This window comes from Methylobacterium sp. Leaf111, from assembly GCF_001423285.1.
Lineage (GTDB): Bacteria > Pseudomonadota > Alphaproteobacteria > Rhizobiales > Beijerinckiaceae > Methylobacterium.
In genome coordinates this window covers 52,652-74,211 of record NZ_LMNE01000010.1, presented here as the reverse complement: position 1 = coordinate 74,211, position 21,560 = coordinate 52,652, and the positions used below count along the sequence as shown (strand labels likewise).

General features: G+C 66.6%; 18 protein-coding genes, 2 pseudogenes and 1 other annotated feature. Of the genes and pseudogenes, 9 read left to right on the top strand and 11 right to left on the bottom strand.

Annotated elements, in window-relative coordinates; genetic code table 11:
• Nucleotides 1-526, bottom strand: a 526-nt coding sequence (locus ASF41_RS08845; protein WP_244479602.1) for an IS701 family transposase, incomplete at its 3' end; no start/stop codon positions are given.
• A 582-nt stretch (nucleotides 527-1,108) separates the two neighbouring features.
• A complete protein-coding gene (locus tag ASF41_RS23635) occupies nucleotides 1,109-2,203 on the bottom strand; it encodes a polysaccharide biosynthesis/export family protein (protein ID WP_162242109.1) in 1,095 nt (364 codons plus the stop codon).
• A 603-nt stretch (nucleotides 2,204-2,806) separates the two neighbouring features.
• Here ASF41_RS23635 and ASF41_RS26605 point away from each other — a divergent pair.
• From ASF41_RS26605 to tnpC, 3 genes and pseudogenes are all read left to right on the top strand, one after another.
• Nucleotides 2,807-3,128: pseudogene (locus tag ASF41_RS26605) on the top strand (IS481 family transposase); the annotation flags it as partial.
• A gap of 51 nt (nucleotides 3,129-3,179) precedes the next feature.
• Nucleotides 3,180-4,408 (top strand): IS3 family transposase gene (locus ASF41_RS08830; RefSeq protein WP_156653247.1). Its coding sequence is split into 2 segments (ribosomal slippage): nucleotides 3,180-3,468 and nucleotides 3,468-4,408, totalling 1,230 coding nucleotides; the frame shifts between segments, so codons are not numbered across the junction.
• Nucleotides 3,461-3,577 (top strand) — a sequence feature (AL1L pseudoknot). It overlaps the preceding gene by 117 nt.
• A gap of 60 nt (nucleotides 4,409-4,468) precedes the next feature.
• Nucleotides 4,469-5,899 (top strand): annotated as a pseudogene (gene tnpC / locus ASF41_RS08825) (IS66 family transposase).
• 148 nt (nucleotides 5,900-6,047) lie between these two features.
• Here the strand turns inward: tnpC and ASF41_RS08820 are convergent.
• Entirely contained in the window at nucleotides 6,048-6,836 is a 789-nt protein-coding gene (locus ASF41_RS08820) for an AraC family transcriptional regulator (RefSeq protein ID WP_210166980.1), read from the bottom strand.
• A gap of 464 nt (nucleotides 6,837-7,300) precedes the next feature.
• Between ASF41_RS08820 and ASF41_RS08815 the strand changes: the two genes are divergently transcribed.
• Nucleotides 7,301-7,813, top strand: coding sequence for a methylated-DNA--[protein]-cysteine S-methyltransferase (locus ASF41_RS08815; protein WP_056492501.1), 513 nt, complete (start codon nucleotides 7,301-7,303; stop codon nucleotides 7,811-7,813).
• A gap of 291 nt (nucleotides 7,814-8,104) precedes the next feature.
• Here ASF41_RS08815 and ASF41_RS08810 read toward each other — a convergent pair whose 3' ends face one another.
• On the bottom strand, nucleotides 8,105-8,848 hold the full coding sequence (locus tag ASF41_RS08810; RefSeq protein WP_407067267.1) for a GyrI-like domain-containing protein: 744 nt from the start codon (nucleotides 8,846-8,848) through the stop codon (nucleotides 8,105-8,107).
• A 280-nt stretch (nucleotides 8,849-9,128) separates the two neighbouring features.
• Here ASF41_RS08810 and dapF point away from each other — a divergent pair, with 280 nt between their 5' ends.
• Both dapF and mtaB read left to right on the top strand, forming a co-directional pair.
• Nucleotides 9,129-10,022: a diaminopimelate epimerase gene (dapF, locus tag ASF41_RS08805; RefSeq protein WP_056348388.1), complete on the top strand. Its 894-nt coding sequence runs from the start codon at nucleotides 9,129-9,131 to the stop codon at nucleotides 10,020-10,022.
• A 1-nt stretch (nucleotide 10,023) separates the two neighbouring features.
• On the top strand, nucleotides 10,024-11,295 hold the full coding sequence (mtaB, locus tag ASF41_RS08800) for a tRNA (N(6)-L-threonylcarbamoyladenosine(37)-C(2))-methylthiotransferase MtaB (RefSeq protein ID WP_056492497.1): 1,272 nt from the start codon (nucleotides 10,024-10,026) through the stop codon (nucleotides 11,293-11,295).
• Here the strand turns inward: mtaB and ASF41_RS08795 are convergent.
• A complete protein-coding gene (locus ASF41_RS08795) occupies nucleotides 11,292-12,005 on the bottom strand; it encodes an RluA family pseudouridine synthase (RefSeq protein WP_056492494.1) in 714 nt (237 codons plus the stop codon). The two genes, mtaB and ASF41_RS08795, sit on opposite strands and share 4 nt — an antisense overlap.
• Before the next feature lie 41 nt (nucleotides 12,006-12,046).
• Between ASF41_RS08795 and ftsY the strand changes: the two genes are divergently transcribed.
• Both ftsY and ASF41_RS08785 read left to right on the top strand, forming a co-directional pair.
• Nucleotides 12,047-13,486, top strand: a complete 1,440-nt coding sequence (gene ftsY / locus ASF41_RS08790) for a signal recognition particle-docking protein FtsY (protein ID WP_056219981.1) — start codon at nucleotides 12,047-12,049, stop codon at nucleotides 13,484-13,486.
• A gap of 67 nt (nucleotides 13,487-13,553) precedes the next feature.
• On the top strand, nucleotides 13,554-14,171 hold the full coding sequence (locus ASF41_RS08785; RefSeq protein WP_056220417.1) for a septation protein A: 618 nt from the start codon (nucleotides 13,554-13,556) through the stop codon (nucleotides 14,169-14,171).
• A gap of 25 nt (nucleotides 14,172-14,196) precedes the next feature.
• On the opposite strand, the gene ASF41_RS08780 is transcribed toward ASF41_RS08785, so the two are convergent.
• Complete coding sequence (locus ASF41_RS08780; RefSeq protein ID WP_244479601.1) at nucleotides 14,197-14,913, bottom strand: Crp/Fnr family transcriptional regulator; 717 nt, start codon at nucleotides 14,911-14,913, stop codon at nucleotides 14,197-14,199.
• Nucleotides 14,914-15,808: 895 nt separating this feature from the next.
• Between ASF41_RS08780 and ASF41_RS08770 the strand changes: the two genes are divergently transcribed.
• A complete protein-coding gene (locus tag ASF41_RS08770; RefSeq protein WP_056492491.1) occupies nucleotides 15,809-16,525 on the top strand; it encodes a Crp/Fnr family transcriptional regulator in 717 nt (238 codons plus the stop codon).
• 12 nt (nucleotides 16,526-16,537) lie between these two features.
• On the opposite strand, the gene ASF41_RS08765 is transcribed toward ASF41_RS08770, so the two are convergent.
• The 5 genes from ASF41_RS08765 to ASF41_RS08745 form a co-directional block, all read right to left on the bottom strand.
• Nucleotides 16,538-17,149 (bottom strand): DsbE family thiol:disulfide interchange protein, encoded by a 612-nt coding sequence (locus ASF41_RS08765; RefSeq protein ID WP_056492488.1) that lies wholly within the window; start codon nucleotides 17,147-17,149, stop codon nucleotides 16,538-16,540.
• Nucleotides 17,146-17,310 (bottom strand): heme exporter protein CcmD, encoded by a 165-nt coding sequence (gene ccmD / locus ASF41_RS08760; protein ID WP_056492485.1) that lies wholly within the window; start codon nucleotides 17,308-17,310, stop codon nucleotides 17,146-17,148. The genes ASF41_RS08765 and ccmD overlap by 4 nt, the downstream gene beginning before the upstream one ends.
• 64 nt (nucleotides 17,311-17,374) lie before the next feature.
• Nucleotides 17,375-18,187 (bottom strand): heme ABC transporter permease, encoded by an 813-nt coding sequence (locus tag ASF41_RS08755; protein WP_056219994.1) that lies wholly within the window; start codon nucleotides 18,185-18,187, stop codon nucleotides 17,375-17,377.
• An 86-nt stretch (nucleotides 18,188-18,273) separates the two neighbouring features.
• Nucleotides 18,274-20,604, bottom strand: coding sequence for a PAS domain-containing protein (locus ASF41_RS08750; protein ID WP_082504193.1), 2,331 nt, complete (start codon nucleotides 20,602-20,604; stop codon nucleotides 18,274-18,276).
• 39 nt (nucleotides 20,605-20,643) lie between these two features.
• Nucleotides 20,644-21,453: a Crp/Fnr family transcriptional regulator gene (locus ASF41_RS08745; protein ID WP_056219997.1), complete on the bottom strand. Its 810-nt coding sequence runs from the start codon at nucleotides 21,451-21,453 to the stop codon at nucleotides 20,644-20,646.
• Between the last annotated feature and the right edge of the window lie 107 nt (nucleotides 21,454-21,560).

Sequence of the window (21,560 nt, the reverse complement as noted above, 5' to 3'; positions counted from 1 at the left end):
ATAACGGCACGCTGGCGGCCATCGCCAGCTCGATCATCGCCAGAGCCAGCCCCGGCTTGGTCGCGAAGCTTGTCCCCTCCGGCACGTGGACGGCGGCCAGCCGGGCCGGATCCGAGGTCCAGGTCTTGGGCAGGTACAAGGCCCAATCGATGAAGGCATGACCGTGCCGTGAGGCGTAGGCCGCAAACACGCCGATCTGGCAGTTCGCGATCCTGCCGGCCAACCTGGTGTACTGACGATGCACGCAGCACGAGGCTTTCCCCTGCTTAAGGAAGCCGGTCTCATCGAGAACCAGAACCGCGTCCGGGTCGGCCAGCGCCTCCAACGCATAATCCCGCACCACGTCGCGCAGGACATCCGCATTCCAGCGTCCGCGACCGAGCAGCGCCTGCTGACACCAGGGCCCGGCATCGCCCGCGGCTTCGGCTCGCATCCCACCGGTCTTGCCCCGCTCCGCTCCGAGCAGTCCGTCCAGGAACGCTCCCGCCGAGGCGGCGACCCGCTCCTGAGTGAATAGAGGCCGCATGCGCCCCTTTACTTCTCGTAGCGACTAAGCCCACAACTCCAGCGTCCCCTCGATAGAGATCCTGGGCGTCCGTGATGCGTGAATCATGGTGAGGCAGAGATTCAGAACCTCAGCAGAAACGCAACTGTAATGCTAAGCTCTCGCCCTGGGCGGATAAGAGCCACAGCTCCTGAATCCCGTAGACTGCCTCGAATCTTATGGCGACAGATAGGAATGGATCAGTGCCCCCATTCCCGGCGATATAGCCGCCTATATGGCCTAACACGATGATCCGAGACTCTCGTAATTTTACTTACCCATGGCTCCATAGTCTGATCAACATAGATTCGCGGAACGCTACACTTGAAGCCACTCAGATCACGTTGGTCATAGCAATAAGGTACGACGATGAAATCTGCAGGAATGGTACTATAGACTCTGCGAGAAAGTCGGGGCTCTGCGCCAAAAGCGGCATTCAAGCAGCCTGCACTGACCACACAAAGCATTGCCAGAACTACTAAAGCTCTCATTTATCCACACCACACCTATGAGCAATGGGACAGCTACGAGGCTGCCAGTTCTGTGTTGCCAGCCGTAATGTCCTTAGTTGAAGACGTTTGCTCTTCCAACCTGGCCAACTGCGTTTGTCAGTGGCGCGATGATGGTAAAGAACTTTGCAGCTTCAAAGATCGGCGAATCGGAAACGTAGATAACATCTCGGTCTCGAATGTAAAGCTCGCTAGCAAGGAAGTAGCCGTCGGCCTCTGCCAGGCTGATTTGATAGATAGTTGGAATTGTTTCCGAAAGATTAGCGGAAACATCAACTCCTGCGCGACTCAAAACCTCGCGTGATTCTTGTCTATATATAAAGACTGCGCGTGCATCTGCCTGAGTCGACAAAAGGCCACCTGCCTTAGCCAAACCTTCAGCGAGCGTCAAATTTTCACTTTCAAAAACGAAGCGGCGGTTATTTTGTCCGCCAAATGATCCCGGCGGGGGAGTTGCCCCTAACACGATGAAGGATCGCGGCTCCCGAGATAACACTATTGAGTCGCCTTGCTCGAGATACACATTTTGACTTGGGTCGCGGACGGCTGATATGAGTGGAACTTGTTCGATCCGTCCGCGTCTCTGAAGCGTCACCAACATCTCGAACACGGGAAACTTCGTACCGCCGGCTCTTGCAACGGCCTCAAGCAACCGTGAGCCACCAGGGTCGAGCGCGAAACGTACCGGGGTGGTTACCTCGCCCAGTACGCTGACTGAGCCGGATCGGCGATCTGCAAGCGAGACCACGACCTGCGGTTCGATTGCACGGTTCCTGAGCTTGTTTTCAATATCGGATTTGACCTGCTCAGTCGTTTTTCCAGCAGCCTGGATCGTTCCCGCGTATGGAACCGTGATCAAGCCCTTCGCGTCGACCTGCTGCAATGGAAGGCTGACCGAAGTGCTGGACCGTACCGAAGTCTCCGTTGAAGCATTGAATAGTCCTCCCGGAGCCGCCTCAAAGATAGCGATGTTCACCATGTCGCCCAAGCCAATTCGCACGTCTGAATATCTGCTGCGCTGAAATTTTCGCGAAAATACAGGCTCTTGAAAACGCTGCTTTGTCAAAGAAACAAGCAAAGGAGTTACCTTCAATACTACATAGCCCAGTCGCCCCTCATCTGCGATCGTGATGCTGGAATTGCGCTCCACGGCATCACCAGATGGCCCGCTAGCAGGCAAAACGCTGCAGCCGGCAAGCGTCATAGCCGCCGTGAGACACAAAATTATTCTTAAAGTAAATGACAAAGCCAATCCTATTCGATGGTGCATAGATATTGGTAGGCTATGTTCGTTCGCAGTCCTATACCAAACGCAGCGAAATATGCCAAAGGTTTCGACAGACGGCATTAAAATTTGCGCCACCTGTTGTGAATCTGCTACACATTCTAGTAACCCCAAGCTTATTAATTCAAATTGGGCATATGAAAAGGCAAATTCTAGGCAATGGTAATGACGGGGATGTAGGTCTGGACATATTCTGTCATCAAGACTGTGCGAACCAGCAATGCGAAACCGCCTGAATTTGCAACCCGATAATTTAAAAAAATATAAAGATAGAGCCTTATAGATTTCGAAATACGCCAGATCATTGTCAACTGACCACAGCGGAGATTTTTAGCTAATAATTTTAACAACCTTCCACTCTAGCTGTTTGGTTGCGGAACATCGTTGGGATGCGGCGCGCTGGGCGATCGAAGTCTATGCATGGCGCTTTGAACATGTACGCCGTCGTGCAGGCAGGAGGGTCCGCTGATGCTTGCCATCCATCCCCAGGCGCGGACCACCCCGGCCGTCCGTGCTGAGATCGCCCGTTCGCTCGAGAGTTCGAGCACGCTTGCCAAACGCTACGGCATCTCCGCCGAGACCGTCCGCAAATGGCGCAAGCGTGGCCCGGATGATTGCCAGGATCGTTCGGCTCGGCCCCATAAGCTCAGACGCGCTGACCTTCGTCGTCTGCCATTTCCTGCCGCACCTGAACCGGGATGCGGTCTATCGCATCCTCAAGGCGGAGGGGCTCAACCGCTTGCCCCCCTCCCAGCAGGCTCGCAAACCACACGGTACCTTCAAGGAGTACGTGAACCGCCCCGGGATTTTCGGAGGCTCCAACTCTTGAGAGGATGGAGCCATGACAAAGCGAACAGCACCCTTTTCCCCTGAAGTCCGTGAACGCGCGGTGCGGATGGTGTGGGAGCACCAGGGCGAGCACGACTCTCAATACGGTGCGATCCGCTCGATTGCCGCCAAGATCGGCTGCTCGGGTGAGACGCTGCGGAATTGGGTACGCCAGGCCGAGCGAGACCAGGGTCAGCGGGCTGGCCCGACGACGGACGAGCGCGAGCGGATCAAGGCGCTGGAGCGGGAGATTCGCGAACTCCGGCAGGCCAACGAGATCCTGAGAAAAGCATCAGCGTATTTTGCCCAGGCGGAGCTCGACCGCCCGTTCAAGCGATGATCGCGTTCATCGACGATCACCGCAGGGACTACGGGGTCGAGCCGATCTGCCGCGTGCTGCCGATCGCCCCGTCGACGTATCACGCCCATGTCGCGCGCCGGGCCGATCCCGGCAGGCTGCCGGCCCGAGCCAAACGGGACGCAGCGCTCGTGGCCGAGATCCGGCGCGTGTACGAAGTGAACTTCTGCGTCTACGGCGTGCGCAAGATCTGGCGGCAGCTCGACCGCGAGGGGATCACGGCGGCGCGTTGCACCGTCGCCCGGCTGATGCGAGCGATGGGTCTACAAGGCGTCGTGCGAGGCAAGACAGTCCGGACGACGATCCCTGATCCGGCCTCGGCGTGCCCGCGCGACCGGGTCAACCGGCAGTTCAAGGCTGCGCGCCCGAACAGACTGTGGGTCGCGGATCTTACCTACGTGGCCACCTGGGGCGGCTTCGTCTATGCGGCTTTCGTGGTCGATGTCTTCGCCCGCCGGATCGTGGGCTGGCGCGTGTCGCGCTCGGCGCGGGCGGACTTCGTCCTCGATGCCTTTGAGCAGGCTCTGCATGAGCGACGCCCCTTCGCCGGCGGCGGTCTCGTCTGTCACTCCGACCGCGGATCGCAATACGTGAGCGTCCGTTACACCGAGCGCCTTGCTGAAGCGGGTATCGAACCCTCCGTCGGTAGCGTCGGCGACTCGTACGATAATGCTCTCGCCGAGACCGTGATCGGACTGTTCAAGACCGAGGTCATCCATCGGCGTGGCCCGTGGCGGTCGTTCGAAGCCGTCGAGTTCGCCACCCTCGAATGGGTGGATTGGTTCAATCACCGTCGGCTGCTCGAACCGATCGGCAACGTGCCTCCCGCTGAGGCCGAAGCGCGCTACTATGCCCAGACCGAGGCGCAAGCCTTGGCTGCATGACCCAAGCCAAATGGCCTCCGGGAAACCCAGCGCGGTTCATTTCGCTGATTTTTTCATGTTATGGGGCGCAGCGATCTTGAGCGGTTGAGCCGCGAGGAGCTGATTGATCTGGTGCTGCGGCTGCAGCGTCCGGACAAGACCTCGCGCACCTCCTCGAAGCCGCCAGCGACCGACTGCAAGGAGCGGCGGGAGCAATCCAAGCCCGGCGGGCCCAAGCCCGGGCACGAAGGCCATAGCCGGGCGATCAGCGAGGATCCCGACGCGGTTGTCGAGCATCGTCCCGACCGCTGCTCGTGCTGCAGCGGCGCCCTGCACGGCGATCTCCCCGCCGAGATCGTGAGCGTCTCCGAGCGGATCGAGTTGCCGGAAGTGGCGCCGGTCGTCACTCAACATCGGCGACTGGCCGTGCAGTGTCCGACCTGCGGGGCGCGGGTGGTCGCGCCGGTGCCGGGCGCGGGTGGTCGCGCCGGTGCCGGAGGCGGCGCGCGGCACGCCGTTCGGCCCGCGGCTGCATGCGGTGGCGACGTATCTGAAGACCTTYCAGGCGCTGTCCTACGAGCGGYTGCAGGCGGCCTTGTCGGACCTGTTCGGTCTCACCCTCARCCAGGGCGGGCTGATGAACCTGCTTCAGCGCGCGCAAAGGCGCTTCCGCTCCGGTTGCGAGGCCGCCGTGTCCGCCCTGCGCCGGGCCGCGGTGGTCGCMTCGGACGAGACCGGCGTGCGCATCGAGGGCAGCAACGCTTACCATTGGGTCTTCCATTCGGCCGAGGCGGTCGTCCACCAGGCTTCGCCGACGCGGGGCGCCGTCGTGGTGCGGGAGATGATGGACGGCCACCGGCCCGCGGTGTGGATCTCGGATCGCTACACCGCACAGCAGGGCCACGCGGCTGCACACCAGACCTGCCTCGCCCATCTCGCCCGGGACGTCGCCTATGTCGTCGAAGTGAGCGACGACCCCGTGCCCTGGCGGCTGCAGCTCTGGCTGCACTGCACACCAGACCTGCCTCGCCCATCTCGCCCGGGACGTCGCCTATGTCGTCGAAGTGAGCGACGACCCCGTGCCCTGGCGGCTGCAGCTCTGGCTGCACGCCGTGTTCGCCCTGGCCGAGCGCGTCACCGACTTGGCCACCTCGACGCTGGCCGCCAAGCGTCGGAGCCTGGATCGACAGCTCAGCGCCATCCTCGCCACACCGAGCGACTGCGACCTGACCCGAGCCCTCCAGGCCAAGATCGGCCGGGCTCGCGATCAGCTCCTGGTGTTCCTCGCCCATCCCGGCGCGGTCGAGCCGACCAACAACGGCTCGGAACGGCTACTGCGCCCGTCCGTGATCCAGCGGAAGGTGACCAACGGCTACCGCGCGATGTGGGCCGCCAAGGGCGAGGCCGACATCCGCACCGTCGTCGATACCGCACGCCTGACCGGTGCCACGCCCTTCGGCACCATCCTCAAGACCGTCGGCGCTTAAACCCCGCCATTACGGGCCTGGGTAATTACGGACCCCGCCCGCGCCCGATCCGACCCTGAAGATGGGCCGCCAAGGGCGAGACCGACATCCGCACCGTCGTCGATACCGCACGCCTGACCGGTGCCACGCCCTTCGGCACCATCCTCAAGACCGTCGGCGCTTAAACCCCGCCATTACGGGCCTGGGTAATTACCCTGCGCCAGGCGCCGCTCGAGGATGACTTGGACCGGCGTGCGCCCCAGGTCCCGGCGGAACCGGTTCTGAAGCGAGCGCACGCTGATCCCCGCCACCGCCGCGATGTCGGCCAGGGTCAGGGCCCGCGAGAGATTCGCCTCGATGTAGTCGAGCGCCCGGCCGAGGCTGCGGGAGGGGATATCCTGCGCCTGGGACGGCGCGAGAGCGTCGCGTCTGGGCCAGGCCGACAGCAACTGGTAGCTCAGGACCTCCTTGAGGAGCTGAAAGGTCAGGTCGTCGTGGCACTCGATTGCCTGGATCTGCTCCTGAACCCGCCGCAGGGTGAGAAACAAGGCCATCATGGCGGGGGTCGCCACGGAGGCCGTGGGCGCGAGATCCGGCAGGGTGCCATCGCTGCGGCCCGTCAGGGCCGCATGGGCGGCCATCAGCACATCGACACTGAACGTTCCGCTGACCGCGCTGAACGCGCCGTAGGCCTGGACCTCCCGCAGGTCGTTGAAATTGACGAGGGTCGCATGGGTCGGAACGCCGTCGACGTCTCCGGATCGGCGCCGATAGATGATGTGGCCGCTCGTCACGAAGCGGATCGTGATCAGCTGTGCGTTGAACTTCGGTTTCGTCACGAAGCCGCTGGACGAGCGAGTCTCCCACAGGCTGAAGGCCTCGGTCTGACTGCCGGCGATGGCGATGTCGGGGATGGTCGAACGCAGGACGTCGAAACCGATCGCGAGTCCACCGCGATCGTTGCACAGCTGAAGTTGTCGCATCGAGGCGATGCTGGCAACGAACCGTCCCTGGGAGCGCCAGGTGACCGGCTCGGGACGCGTATGACCCGTCATGGCAACTTGCCCGATGCCCCCACCGTCCGACACGTCCTTCGGCGCGCTCTTGTCGGGATGCGTGCCAGGATGCGGCCCCTGTTAGGCGAGGTACTTCCGCCTACGCAAATAATTTGCGCGAAATCCACCCGAACGGTAAATCGCGCAGATCGTCCAACTCCGCCAAAACCAGTATCAACGCCAGAACCAAGAGTTGATAAATTGAAATTGTGAGTTGCAGATCGCTGGCATGACTGGCCCAAACGCGCCACGCGACGCTCCGCATCTACCCGACGCACGGGTCCGGTCGCCCGACGACCAGTCCCAATCAATCTTGAGCGCAAAATGCGTGACCTCTGGAAATCCGACCCGAAAGAGAGCGAAGGTCAAGTCCCTTGCCGACGAGCCGCGCCATGCCCGCTACGCGATTCACGATCCTGCCGACCCCCATCGGTCCGCTGGTCCTCGCCGGACCGGACGAACGCCTCGCCTGCATCGGCCTTCCCCGCGGCAAGGGCGCGGTGATGCCGGGTCCGGACTGGCACCGGGACGACACCGCCTTCGCCCCGGCGCGCGCTCAGCTCGAAGCCTACTTCGACGGGCGCCTCATCCGCTTCGACCTCGCCCTCGCACCGCGCGGCACGCCCTTCCAGCACGCGGTCTGGCAGGCGCTTACCGAGATCCCGCCGGGGGAGACGATCACCTACGGCGAACTCGCCCGCAGCATCGGTTGGCCGGGTGCTAGCCGCGCCGTGGGGGCAGCCAACGGCGCCAATCCCCTGCCCATCGTCGTGCCGTGCCACCGGGTCATCGGGGCCGGCGGCACCCTGACGGGCTTCGCCGGCGGCCTCGACATCAAGCGCTTCCTGCTGGCGCTGGAACGGGTCCCGGGCGCCGCGCCGGGCGGGCAGGCCAGCCTGTTCTGAGCCGGCCGCGACCGGACGGTCTCATGCCGACGGCGCGCGGGAACGGCCCCATTCCTGCCACGTCCCCGAATCGGCTCGAAGCGCCTGCAACCCTGCGCTCGCCTTTGAGGCCTGCGCCAGGATGCGGTGCGGCTCCCGCATCCGATCTGGCCGCCCGTGGCGCTTTCCTCGACGGTCGGAGCTCTCAGCGAGCTGGCGGCCGCGACGTCGGCGCGGCGGAGCGCGTGATCCAGCGGAACGACGGCCGGCTCGGCGAGGCCGAACCGGCCGCGGTGCGGGCCTGACCGCCCGCTACTTCGGCAGGGCGTAGATGTTCACGTCGAGCTTCTCGTCGGCCTTGTCGTTCAAGTCCGTGACGTATTCCTCGATGAACTTGTCCTGCACGACGATGTCCTTGGCATCCAGGTAGGCGGTCAGGGTCTCGTAGGTGCCGTCGATCTCGTCGTAGGAGCCCTTGTGCGGGAAGCGCAGGGCGCGGCCGCTCGGCGTGGTGCCGAAGCGCAGGCCGTCGGCCTCGGCAGGCTTGGGGTCCGGCATCGCGGCGATCGGGATCATCGCGTCGTACTGGAAACCGTCGTCGTCGGTCTTGGCGAAGACCGCGATCGGCCGGCCCACGGCCTGGATGCCGGCCTTGGCGAGGTCGCCCTCGATGCGCTGGAACGCGGCCTTGAGGCTCGGCACCGCCTCCTCCCACTTCGTCCGCCCGGCGAGGATCGCTGCGGGCTTCGCGGGTAGCGAGACCTCGTCGACGTCGTTGGCGTCGCCGGGGGTGGCCACCAGGGTCTGCCGAGGTCCGGCCGTCGGCGTGGCGGAGGGCGCCGTTCCAGCCTGGGCCGGCACCGGGATGTCCGCCGTCCCGGGCGTCTTCGGATCGGGGTTGGTGGTGGTCGGCAGCGGGTTGGCCGCGGCCGGCGGCGTGACCGCCTGGGCCAGGGCCGGTTTCGCGGCGCAGACGGCCGACAGCGCGACGCACCCGGCGAGCACCGTGGCGAGCGGCTTGAGGCTGGAGCGGGTCAAGAAGCGGGGACGGGTCAAGGCGGTGGCTCCGGATCGGCGCGGGGCGCATCGAATCGCACACCCCTGGGCCCGTGCGGAGAAACTAGGCGCGATGCCCGCGGCCGGCGAGACGTCCCGGGTGCCGCGCCGCACGAAGCCGGCAAGGCGCGGCGCTTCTGCAACGCAGCCGCGGCGCCGGGCCCCGTGCGTGCGCGGTCGCTTTGGCCTATAGCCCCACCAGGGCCGGTCGCCCTCGTGGGGGGCCGTCGACCCGCGCGATCTCGAGCCCCCCGGACGCACGACACAGAGACAAGGCGGCATGAGTGAGCTTGCCCATCGACGGTTCCTGAAGATGCACGGAGCCGGAAACCAGATCGTGGTGCTGGACCTGCGCGGCACGCAGACGCAGGTCACGGCCGGGGAGGCGCGTGCCATCGCGGCCTATCCCCGGGCGCAGTTCGACCAGCTCATGGTGATCCACGATGCCCGTACGCCCGGCACCGACGCGTCCCTGAGGATCTACAACACCGACGGTTCGGAAGCCGGCGCCTGCGGCAACGGCACCCGCTGCGTCGCCTACGCGATGCTCGACGACCCCGCCATGGCCCGGCCGGCCGAGAGCGGGCGACTCCTCCTGGAGACCCGCGGCGGCTTGGTGGGCGTCAAGCGCGTCGCCGAGCGCTCCTTCACCGTCGACATGGGCCGCCCGAAGCTGGCCTGGGCCGAGATCCCGCTGGCCGAGCCGTTCCAGGACACCCGCCGGATCGAGCTGCAGATCGGTCCGATCGACGATCCGGTTTTGCATTCGCCCGGGGTCGTGAACATGGGCAACCCGCACGCGGTGTTCTTCGTGGATCGCGATCCCGACACCTACGACCTCGCCCGGATGGGCCCGATGCTGGAGAACCACCCGATCTTCCCGGACCGCGCCAACATCTCGGTCGCCCAGGTCCTGGGTCCGGACCGGATCAAGCTCCGGGTCTGGGAACGCGGCGCCGGATTGACGCTGGCCTGCGGCACCGCCGCCTGCGCCACGGTGGTGGCCGCTTCGCGCCTGCGCATGATCGGCCGGGGCGCCACGGTGAGCCTGCCCGGCGGCGACCTCGTCATCGAGTGGCGCGCCGACGACCACGTCCTGATGACCGGTCCGGTGGCGCTGGAATGGGACGGCAGCTTCCCGCCGGAGATCTTCTCCGCCGAAGACGCCGCCTGAGATGGCGGTCGAGACCCTGACCTTCGGCTGCCGCCTCAACACCGTCGAGTCCGAGGTCATGCGCGGGCACGCGGCGGCGGGGGCGGCCTCCGCGGACCTCGTCATCGTCAATACCTGCGCGGTGACCGCCGAGGCCGGGCGCCAGGCCCGCAAGGCCATCCGCAAGCTCGCCCGTGAACGCCCCGGCGCCGAGATCGTGGTCACCGGCTGCGGCGCCCAGGTCGAGACCGGCGCCTATGCGGCCATGCCGGAGGTGGCGCGCCTCGTCGGCAACGACGCCAAGGGCCGGGCCGAGACCTGGTCCCGTCCGGTCCGGCCGGAGGCGCGCAATGCCGTCGACGACATCATGACGGTGCGCCGCGCCACGCCGACCCGGATCGCCGGCATCGCCGGGCAGACCCGGGCCTTCGTGCCCGTCCAGAACGGCTGCGATCACCGTTGCACCTTCTGCATCATCCCCTTCGGGCGCGGAAACTCGCGCTCCCTGCCCGTTTCGGATGTGGTCGATCAGGTCGCCCGCATCGTCGAGGCCGGCGGGCACGAGGTGGTGCTCACCGGGGTCGACCTGACCGCTTATGGCCGCGACCTCGACGCGACCCCGAGCTTGGGATACCTGATACAGATTATCCTCGCGCAGGTGCCCGGCCTCGCTCGGCTGCGCCTCTCCTCCATCGATTCCATCGAGGCCGACGTGGCGCTGATGGCGGCGATCGCCGGCGAGGCGCGGCTGATGCCGCATTTCCATCTCTCCCTCCAGGCCGGCGACGACCTCATCCTGAAGCGGATGAAGCGGCGTCACGCACGCGCGGACGCGATCCGATTCTGCAACACGGTCAGAGCCTTGCGCCCCGGCGCCGTCTTCGGGGCTGACCTGATCGCGGGCTTCCCCACCGAGACCGAGGCGCAGTTCGCCCGTTCCCTCGACCTCGTGGCCGAGTGCGGCCTGACGCATCTCCACGTCTTCCCGTACTCCGCCCGGCCCGGCACCCCGGCGGCCCGGATGCCACCGGTGCCCGGCGACGTCATCCGGGATCGCGCCGCACGCCTGCGAGCCGCCGGCGACGCCGCTCTCGCGGCCCATCTCGCCGGCGAGGTGGGCCGGACCCGCCGGGTGCTCACGGAACGGGGCGGTCTCGGCCGCACGGACGCCTTCACGCCGGTCCGGCTCCCACCCGGGACACCGCCCGGGATCTTCGCCGACGTGACGATCGTCGGGCACGACGGCCGGGTTCTCATCGCCGCCGAAACGGATCGCAGCCGACCGGTCGACTAAGCGCGGTCCGGTCCCCGGAACCCGCACACGGCCAACCCCGCCTGCATGTGCCCCGGAGCCGGCGCTTCGACCCGGATCGGGGCCTTCTTCGGATAGAGCGGGAGCGTGAGCGCGCGGGCATGCAGCTGGAGGCCCGGGCCACCGCTGTGGGGGGCGGTGCCGTAGATCGGGTCGCCGAGGATGGGAAAGCCCATCGCGGCGCAGTGGACGCGCAGCTGATGCGTCCGCCCGGTGACCGGCGAGAGGGCGAGCCAGGTCAGGCCGCCGCCGCGCCCGAGGACCGCGAAGCGGGTGAGGGCGGCATCGCCCGCCGGGTCGACCTTCATCCACCAGGAGCGGGGATCGTCGGAGCGCCGCGCCAGGGACAGGGCGATCTCACCGGCCTCCGTCTCGGGCCCGCCCTCGACCAGGGCCCAGTAGGTCTTCTCGACCGTGCCGCTTGCGGCGAAGAGCCTGTTCAGGCGGGCAAGGGCCTTGGCGTGGCGTCCGAGAGCGAGGCAGCCCGAAGTATCGCGATCCAGGCGATGGGCTGCCTCCGGCCGGCGGGGCAGACCGAAGCGCAGGGCGTCGAGATGGTCGGTGAGAGTGGCGCCGCCTTTCGGGCCGGGATGGACCGGCAAACCCGCCGGCTTGTCGATGACGAGCACAAGGGCATCGCGGTAGAGGAGGCGCGCGCCTATGTCTGTTACGAGGGCATCGGCTGGGGGCATGGCCCTGCGCTAACCATGCCGGGTCCGGGGAGCAAGCGGGAATGAGCGAAGACAAGAGGCCGGGCTGGCTGCTGCGCAAGATGTTCGGCACCAAGGAGGAGGAGCGGCCCGCTCCGGTGCCGGTTCAACCGCCGGATCCCAAACCGGCCCCAAAGTCCGTCGTCGAGCCGGTGGTCGAACCGGCTGCGCTGCCCGTCGACTCCCCCGCCTCGCTGTCCGAGGGCCAACCGGACTTCGCCACGGCCGCGACGGACGTCTCCCACGTCCCGCCACCACCCGGCGAGCCGGGTGAGGGGACACCGGACAAGAACGCGATCCCGGACGAACTCGAGGGCGCCGACCTTCAGCCCGTGGAAGGCGCCAAGGAGCGCCCGCCCGCCGGTACGGCCGGGGACGATCCCGCTCGGGGGGCCGAGCCCGCCGACACGACGAGCCAAGCCTTCGCGCCCGAGCCGGCACAGGCAGTTCCACGCGCGCCACTGCCCGAACCTGAGCCCGAGCCCGAAGTCTCGACTCAGATTTTCATGCCGGAGCCCGACGGGGCTTCCGAAGAGCCCAAGCGCGGCTGGTGGAGCCGCCTGACGGGGGGCATGAAGCGGACCTCGTCGGCCCTGACCGAGCGCGTCACCGGTCTGTTCACCAAGCGCAAGCTCGACGCCGACACCCTGGAGGAGCTCGAAGACGCCCTGATCCAGGCGGATTTCGGCATCGAAACCGCGACTCGGATTTCGGAGGCCGTAGGCAAGGGCCGCTACGAGAAGGGTATCTCTCCAGATGCCGTCCGCGAGATTCTGGCCGCGGAGGTGGAGCGCGCGCTCACCCCCGTGGCGATTCCCTTTCGCATCGATGCCTCGAAGAAGCCTTTCGTCATCTTGATGATCGGGGTCAACGGCGCGGGCAAGACCACCACCATCGGCAAGCTCGCGCTGAAGCTCAAGGCAGAAGGGCACTCCCTGATGCTGGCCGCCGGCGACACCTTCCGGGCTGCCGCGATCGAGCAACTCAAGGTCTGGGGCCAGCGCACGCAGACGCCGGTCATCGCCCGGGCGCAGGGCGCGGACGCGGCGGGCCTCGCCTTCGATGCCTACGAGGCGGCCAAGGCGCAGGGAACCGATGTGCTCCTCATCGACACGGCGGGCCGGCTGCAGAACAAGGCGGGCCTGATGGCGGAGCTGGAAAAGATTCTCCGGGTGATCCGCAAGATCGACCCGCAAGCGCCCCATGCGGTACTTCTCGTTCTCGACGCCACCGTGGGCCAGAACGCACTGAGCCAAGTCGAGCTGTTCTCGAAGGCCGCGAACGTAACCGGCCTCGTCATGACCAAGCTCGACGGCACGGCCCGCGGCGGCATCCTGGTGGCACTCGCCGCGAAGTTCGGCCTGCCGGTGCACTTCATCGGCGTCGGCGAGGGCGTCGAGGACCTAGAGCCTTTCGCGGCTCGAGATTTCGCCCGGGCTATCGCGGGCCTGGACGCCGGGTGACGCGGCGCTCGCCCTGAAGCGCCGTGTCGCGGTAAGCCGCCACCCGGAACCCTATATGACGGATACCATGCAGATCGAAGCCATCCCCCCGCGTCGCCATCTCCCTCCGCTCCTGAAGCTCGCCCTCGAGCTCGGGCCTTTGATGGTCTTCTTCTTCGGTAACGCCTACGCCGAACGCCTCGGCGTTCACCCGGATCAGAAGCTGTTCGTGGCGACGGGCGCCTTCATCGCCGCCACCCTGGCGGCCCTGGCGGTCCATTATGCGCTGATGCGGCGCCTGCCCATCATGCCCCTGGTTTCGGGCGTGGTGGTGGTCGTGTTCGGTGGCCTGACCCTGGCGCTGCAGGACAAGACCTTCATCATGATGAAGCCGACCATCGTGAACACGCTGTTCGGCCTCGTGCTGCTGGGTGGCCTCGCCTTCCGAAAATCCCTGCTCTCGGTCGTGCTGGATTCGATGTTCGCCCTCACGGAGGATGGATGGCGCAAGTTGACCTTCCGCTGGGGGGTATTCTTCCTCTTCCTGGCGGTGATCAACGAGGTCGTCTGGCGAACTCAGACCGAGGATTTCTGGGTCAGCTTCAAGGTCTTCGGCATCATGCCGCTGACTATCGCCTTCGCGTTGGCCCAGACTCCGCTCCTCCTGCGCCATGAGCGCAAGGCGCCGGATACAGGTTCCGCCTGATATCGCGCGGAGCCGGCGGCGTTCCTCAGGCCTCGCCGAGGATGCGGGCATACTCGGCCTCCGGAACGCCGTAGGACGCTCCGGCGACAGCCAGGAGGGCGGCACGATCACGGATTCCGATACCGCCCCGGCGCATCTTCAGGGCACCGGCGAGTTCGAGCATGCGCAGCCCGGTCGTCACGCCTGCGCGCCGGACGCCGAGCATCAATGAAAGCGTCTCGTGCGTCAGGGGCAGATCCTCCCGGTCGGCTCTGTCGTGACACATCAGCAGCCAGCGGGCGAGGCGCTGCTCGATGGTGAAATGCGCATTGCAGAGACCGGCTTGCGCCAATTGCACGGCGTAGACCTGAGCGTAACGCAGAAAGTAAGCCTGCAGCGCCCGGCTCTCGGCCAAGGCCGTCCGGAACGCCTCAGCCTCGATCCGCAGGGTCCGACACGGTACCTGAACGAAGGCGGTGTGCGGCGCTCTGTCGACACCGTTGAGCAAGGCAATGCCGATCATACCCTCAGGCCCAACGATCCCGGCCTCCGATTGAACGCCGTCGGGCGTGTGCGCGATCACGGAGATCATGCCCGGCTCCGGAAAATGCACGGCCGCAATCGGCTCGCCAGGGACTTCGAGCACGGCCCCCTGCTCGAATGAGCAACGAACCAGCGATGGCCGGAGACGCTCGAACTCGAGCGGCAGCAACGCGCGAAGGAGGCGGTTACGAACTTCGGATTGCAGAATGATCGACGTCACAACCCCGACAATCAATAGGCGGGCGTGCGAACGCAAGGTCACCCGCAGCCCAGACTTACCTCGGGCGACGAAGCGGACATGCCATATCGAATCTGCATTGTGAAGAGAACAACAAGTTGTATTTCCATCCGTTATCAGACGAAGCACTTATCTAGAAAAATAGAGTGCTTCATCGAAAACGGGGATCACGAGTTACGTCACACATCAATATAGATTTAGTTGAAAATATATAGCCACAACCGACGGAGGCATGGTTCCATCCGTGATTGCCCTGTCAGCCGGGTCGGACATCGGGCGCGTCATTCACCGGTGATCGGCGCGGAATCCCTTCCTGTCTTCTCGATATTCTTACCCGTAGCTGCACCCACGACGGGACCCTCAGATGGCAGACCAGGGGACCGGGGCTCCTCTGCAAAGACACGCGCTTCGCGGCGCCGTTCAACCCTCGTGTCGCGTGAGGACATCGAGGTGATTACCGAATGGAACCGCCACGACCCAGTACCTCCTGAATATCCGGGATCAAGGTACATTGGTCCGTGATCTCCAGGGCGATGTCCGACTGGGCTTGCCTCAGGCAGGGGACCTCGTCGAACGGACTGCTCGCGACATTCGCAACCGCCCAGAGACTTATGGTGATCCGAAAAATCAGGAAGCGCCGCAGCTTCGAAGTCACGGATCCATCCGGTTTGATCCTGCTCGCGATCGCGTTTTCGACCGTGCGATCGCGTACCGTTTGGGGCAGGCACAGACATGCCCGGCCCAAGAAATTGTACGGCATAGTACAGACGCCCTCCGGTGCAGTTCCTTCAGACCTGGATCCGGCTATGAGAGACGACTGTCCCCCTGTCCGAGCAGCAAGACGTTCGACGGCTGCTCTATCGAGCCGCTACGTTTCATGCCGGTGCCGTCACAGCGATACGTTCGAAATCACCTCCTCAGCATCCTCAGCCCCGATGATTATGAGGCGATCCAATCCGTTGCGGAAGGCGTGGCGCTGGGGCGCCGGGACATCCTGATCGCCGCCAACAAATCGATCACGCACGTCTATTTCCTTGAATCGGGCATCGCCTCGGAGGTTGCCGCTACACCCGAGGGCCGGCGGATTGAGGTGTGTATCACCGGTCCCGAAGGAATCGTCGGGGTCCCGCTACTGCTCGATGTCGACCGGACGCCCCACGAGACCTTCGTGCAGATCGAGGGGGACGCGGTGCGGGTCGAGGCCGCAGCATTCCGGCGCCTCGTTGAGGAACGGCGGATCCTCAGGCGGATCGTCGGGCATTATGCCTATGCGGCTCATCTACAAACCGCCGGAACCGCGCTTTCCAACGGCAGTCATACCCTGGAGGAACGCCTCGCCCGTTGGCTCTTGATGTGCCACGATCGGGTGGACGGAGACGAGTTCCCCGTCACCCACGAGTTCCTCTCGACGATGCTCGGCGTGCGCCGCCCCGGCGTGACGACGGCGATCCATAGCCTTGAGGGGGCCGGCATGATCAAGGCTCGACGCTCGCATGTCCAAGTGCTGGACCGCGACAAGCTCAAGGCCGCGGCAGGAGACAGCTACGGCGTGCCCGAGGCGGAGTATCGCCGCCTGATCCACGTGGGGCGCTGAGCGTCCGCCGGATCACCGCGGGACGGAGGCCGCCGATCCGATGGATCGGATCTTGTCGAGCACGCCGGCATAGCTCTCCGGGGTCAGAATTCCCACGAGCTTTTCGCGAATGATCCCATCCGGTCCGATGATGAAGGTCTCCGGCACTCCGTAGACGCCGAAATCGATCCCGGTCCGTCCCTCCGTATCGAGGCCCACGGCTCGGAATGGAACGCCGTTCCGGGTCAGGAAACGACGTCCGTTCTCCGGCGTGTCCTTGTAGTCGATGCCGACCAAGTGGACGCCCGGCTCGCGCGCCAATCGCATGAGCTGCGGATGCTCGATCTGGCAGGGAGCGCACCACGAAGCCCAGAAGTTGACCACCGTGACTTTGCCGAGAAGGTCGGCACGGGAGAGGCCGGGAACCGGCGCGCCCTGCGCAATCAGGCCCGGCATCGCCGGAAGGGTGAAGGCCGGCGCCGGCTTGCCGATCAGCGCAGAGGGAATGGCCGCGGGATCGGCGCCCGAGCGCAGGCGAAGAAAGAAAATTCCGGCAAGGACTGCGAAGGTGACGAGCGGCAGGATGACCAGAAGCGATCGCCGGACCGGTGCCGGAGTCTGCAGCGAGGGTTGGGGCGCGCTCATGAGCGGACTCCCGACCCGTCTATCACCTCGCCTTGCAGCCGATCCAGTTCCCGCTTCCGGGCGCGATGATCGAGCAAGGCATGCAGGATGAGCCCGCCAATCACCAGAACGGTGAAGGCATAGGCGCCGAGGATGTAGCCGGCGTGGTGGCCAAGGGTCATGGGCGGGACTTCACGAGTGAGGTTTCCAAAGTGCCGGTCTCTTCGGCCCGCATCGACGCGGAGCTCACAGGCTTTGAACCACCCGACCGATCGGCGCCTGCCCCATCGGCTCCTGGCTGATCGACGCCCCACGTACGGACGACGGGCTGGCATCGAGGCGTTCGGCTTCGCGTAGGGTCAGGGCCCGAACGCGCCGGCGCAGGATCTCGGTGCGCATGGCATAGAGGTGCAAGGTGACCCCGAGGATCGTGAAGGCGAGGATCATCTCGAGCAGCGGGTAGAGCATGCTGGGATCGATGGACGATCCGCCCATGCGCATGATCGAGGCCGGTTGGTGCAGGGTCGACCACCAGTTCACCGAGAACTTGATGATCGGCAGGTTCACCGCGCCGACCAGGGTCAGGATGGCGATGGCACGCGCGGCCCGGTTCGGATCTTCGATCGTTCGCCACAGGGCGATGATCCCGCAATAGATCAGGAACAGCACGAGCATCGAGGTCAGGCGCGCATCCCAGACCCAGTAGGTGCCCCACATGGGCTTGCCCCACAGCGACCCGGTCACGAGGCAGATGAGCGTGAACGCCGCTCCGATCGGCGCGGCGGCGCGCTGGGCGACGTCGGCCAGGGGGTGACGCCAGACGAGGGTTCCGATGGCCGAGATCGCCATGGCGCCGTAGAAGAAGACGCCGAGCCAGGCCGCCGGCACGTGGATGTACATGATCCGTACGGTCTCGCCCTGCTGGTAATCGGGCGGGACGACGAACCAGGTGAGATACAGACCGACCCCGAGGAGCAGGCCCGACAGCCCGGCGAGCCAGGGCATCACGGGCTGGGTCCAGCGCAGGAAGTGACCGGGATGGGCAAGGCGTGTCCACATGGTCTCGCCCTCTAGCGCAGGGTGCGGTGCAGCGGCAATGCGTGGGTTACGCGCAGGAGGCGCGGCCCGGTCACGTCCTCGGGTGGTCAACCACTGGACTGGAAGCCTTCCAGCGGTGCCACCACGCGGCAAACGAGGCCGGTGGGGCGATAATCCAACTCGATCGTGCCGCCGACGGCGCCGACGAGGCCGCGCTCGATCAGTCGCGACCCGAATCCCTTGTGCGTCGGCGGTACGACCATCGGTCCGTCCGCTTCGGACCAGATCAGCCGAACGGTCGCTCCACCCGCGGTTGCGTCCCGGTCGAGACTCCAGTGGAGGCTGACCCGCCCATCGGGAACCGAGAGCGCACCGTACTTGGCGGCGTTGGTCGCCAGTTCGTGCAGCATCAGCGCGAGGGCCAGGGCCGCCTTCGATCCGAGAAGCACTGGGGGCCCCGCGACGTCAAAGCGACCGGGTTGCCGATCGTCATGTATCGAGAGGGCGCCGCGCATCACCGCCTCCATCTCGGCGCTCTCGTGCACCCCGGCGAGCAGGATGTCGTGCGCCTTGCCGAGGGCGATGAGACGGGCGGCCAGGGCTTCCTTGGCCGCCTCGACGTCGGTGACGTTGCGCAGGGTCTGCGAGGCGATGGCCTGGACCATCGCGAGGGTGTTCTTGAGGCGGTGGCTCAATTCCCGGTTCAACGTGCGCTGCTGCTCGTCGGCTTCGACGCGGGTCAGTCCGCCCCAGGCGCGCTCCGCCACTTCGCGCGCGAACGTGATCTCGCCGGCACTCCAGTCGCGGGGATGGCGATCGAGGACGTAGAGAATGCCCACGAGGCGGCCGCGCCGGAGAACCGGCACCTTGATCACGGCGCGCATCCCGAGCCGGGCATAGCCCTCCGGGTCGTCGACGCGTTCGGGGGTTGCCGCGATATCGGCCACGCTGATGACGTCGCCGCGCCCCAGACGGTCGACGCTCGCGGCCAGGGTCGACCGAGATGCGGTCGGCAGGCCGACGGTGCAGGTCGGCTCCGCGTCCCCCTCGGCGGTCCAGTCCGGATTGAGCGACGCGATCTGGCCGCCGGGATCGACCTGGGCATAGCCCGCCCGGGCGACCCGGAGGGTCCGGCCCAGGCTCTCGGCCGTGGCGGAGACCACGTCGGCGTGGGTGTGCAGGTCGCGCAGGCGGTCGCCGAGGGCGATCAGCGCCTCGCGGCGGGCATCGGCCCGCTTCTCCTCCGTGATGTCCTCGATCATCGCCGTGGCGTGGACGTCGCCGCCCAGGCGCTGCGAGACCAGGTTGACCCGCGCCCAGATGATGCGCCCGTCCATGCGCCGGTAGCGCTTCTCCAGGCGGAGCTGCAGGGTCGCCCCGGTCGCGAGGCGCTCGTGCAGCGCCGCCCGGTCGTCGTCGTCCTCGGGCGGTGTCCAGCGGGCGAGGGAATGGCCGAGGATCTCGGATTCCGGCGCCCCCCAGATCTCGCAGAGCTTGGCGTTCACCGCGAGGGCGCGCACGGTCCGCGGATCGAACTGGACGATGCCGATATTGGCGCCCTGGAACACCGCGCGGAACTGGGCGCCGACGCGGTTGCGCTCGGTCAGATCGAGCATCGCGGCGATCATCCGCAGGGGGGCCCCGTCCGCGCCGCGGACCAGGGAGCCGCGGTCGAGGACCTCCGCGTACGTGCCGTCGGCACGCCGGAACCGGTACTCCTGGCTCCAGGCCTCGACGCCGCCGGCGAGGGTCGCCTGGAGACCGGCCGCGACGCCGGGGCGATCGTGCGGGTGGATCTGGGCGAGCCACCAGGCGCTGGTCGGCACGACCTCCGACGGCGCCCAGCCGTAGGCGGTGGTCAGGGCGGCGTTCCACAGGACGGCCCCGGTGACGAGGTCCCAGTCGCGGATGGCGTCGTTGGTGGCGCGCGCGGCGATCTCGGCCGCCCGCGCCTCGGTGACGTCCTGCACCGTGCCGACGAGGCGGGCGGGGCGGTCCTGGTCGACCACGCGTCGCGCCCGCGCCCGTATCCACAGAGGTCGTGTCGAGGTCGCGCGCCGGACCGTGCAGTCCAGCGTCCCGGACCCCGCCGGGTCGAGGGCGGCGCCGAACGCCCGGTCCAACGCGGCGCGATCCCCGGGGTCGAGGGCCGACAGGACGGTGTCCGCGTCGGCGACCGGCCCCGGCGACGCGAGGCCGAGCAGGCTCCGGAATCCGGCGTCGCCCCGCAGGGTCCGGGTGGCGGGGTCGTAGGCGAAGAGGCCGAGGCCCGCCGAGTCCGCGGCGAGGCGCAGGAGCGTCGCCGCGTCGGACGGGGCGAAGGGGGAGTCGCCGGCGGGCTCGAAGACGGCTCCGCCCGCAGACGTCCCGTCCCCGGCGGCCGGGGGCGGCGCGTCCGGGGCCTGGCCGGGCTGCTGGTCTGCGGCGGGCTGGGTCATCGGGGGCGGGCGGAGGATCGAAGCTCTGGGAGGGGAGGGTCAGGCCGATTCGGATATCGCGAGTTCGCGCGGCGCATCCGTCTCCCGCCGATCGGGGGGCGGCTCCACCGCCACGAGGGCGCCACCGGGCGCGTAGATCGCGCCGAGCACCGTCTCGTAGTGCCGCCGGACGACGCCGTGGCACTCGCAGGCGGCGGTCTCCGCCAGCACGCGGTTGCGGATGGTGATGCGGCCGCGCCCGACCTCGATGAGGCCCTGCTGCTGCAGCGCCCGCAGGATCCGGGTGAGGTAGGTCCGCTGGACGCCCAGCATGGTGGCGAGCAATTCGTGGGTCACCGGCAGGACGTCGGTGCCGATGCGGTCCTGCAGGGTCAGGAGCCAGCGCAGGCAGCGCGACTCGATCGGGTGCAGGGCGTTGCACGCCACCGATTGCAGGACCTGGGCGAGCAGGCAGTCGGCGTAGCGGGTGAACAGGTTGCGCAGGGCCGGGGAAGACCGCTTGACCTCCTGGAGGCGCAGGGCGTCCAGGCGCAGGACCGGTCCGCCGATCTGCACGACGGCGTTCGTGGAGGCGGGCAGGAATCCGCTGCTGACGACGCCGCCCACGGCGCCCTCGCGTCCCACCGTGGCGACCTCGGCGCTGCGGCCGTCGCGCATGGCGACGATGAGGGTGACCACCGTCTGCCGGCACGGGAAGGCGATGGCGGTGACGTCGCTGCCGGCCTGGAACAGGGCTTCGCCGCGGTCCCGGGAGAGGCGATCGAGATGGGGGTCGAGAAGCGCGCGATCCTCGGGCCGGAGGCCGTCGAGGAGAAGGTTGCCCGTCGATGGATCGGAGGCCGGGCCCATGCAGTGCGCTGTGTTCACCGTCTGTCTCTCCGGCCTCTAGCGCAGCGCCGTCGCGTCCGTCTGTCTAGAAGTAGACCCTGGTGAGACAATTTTGTTGTTTTGATGGG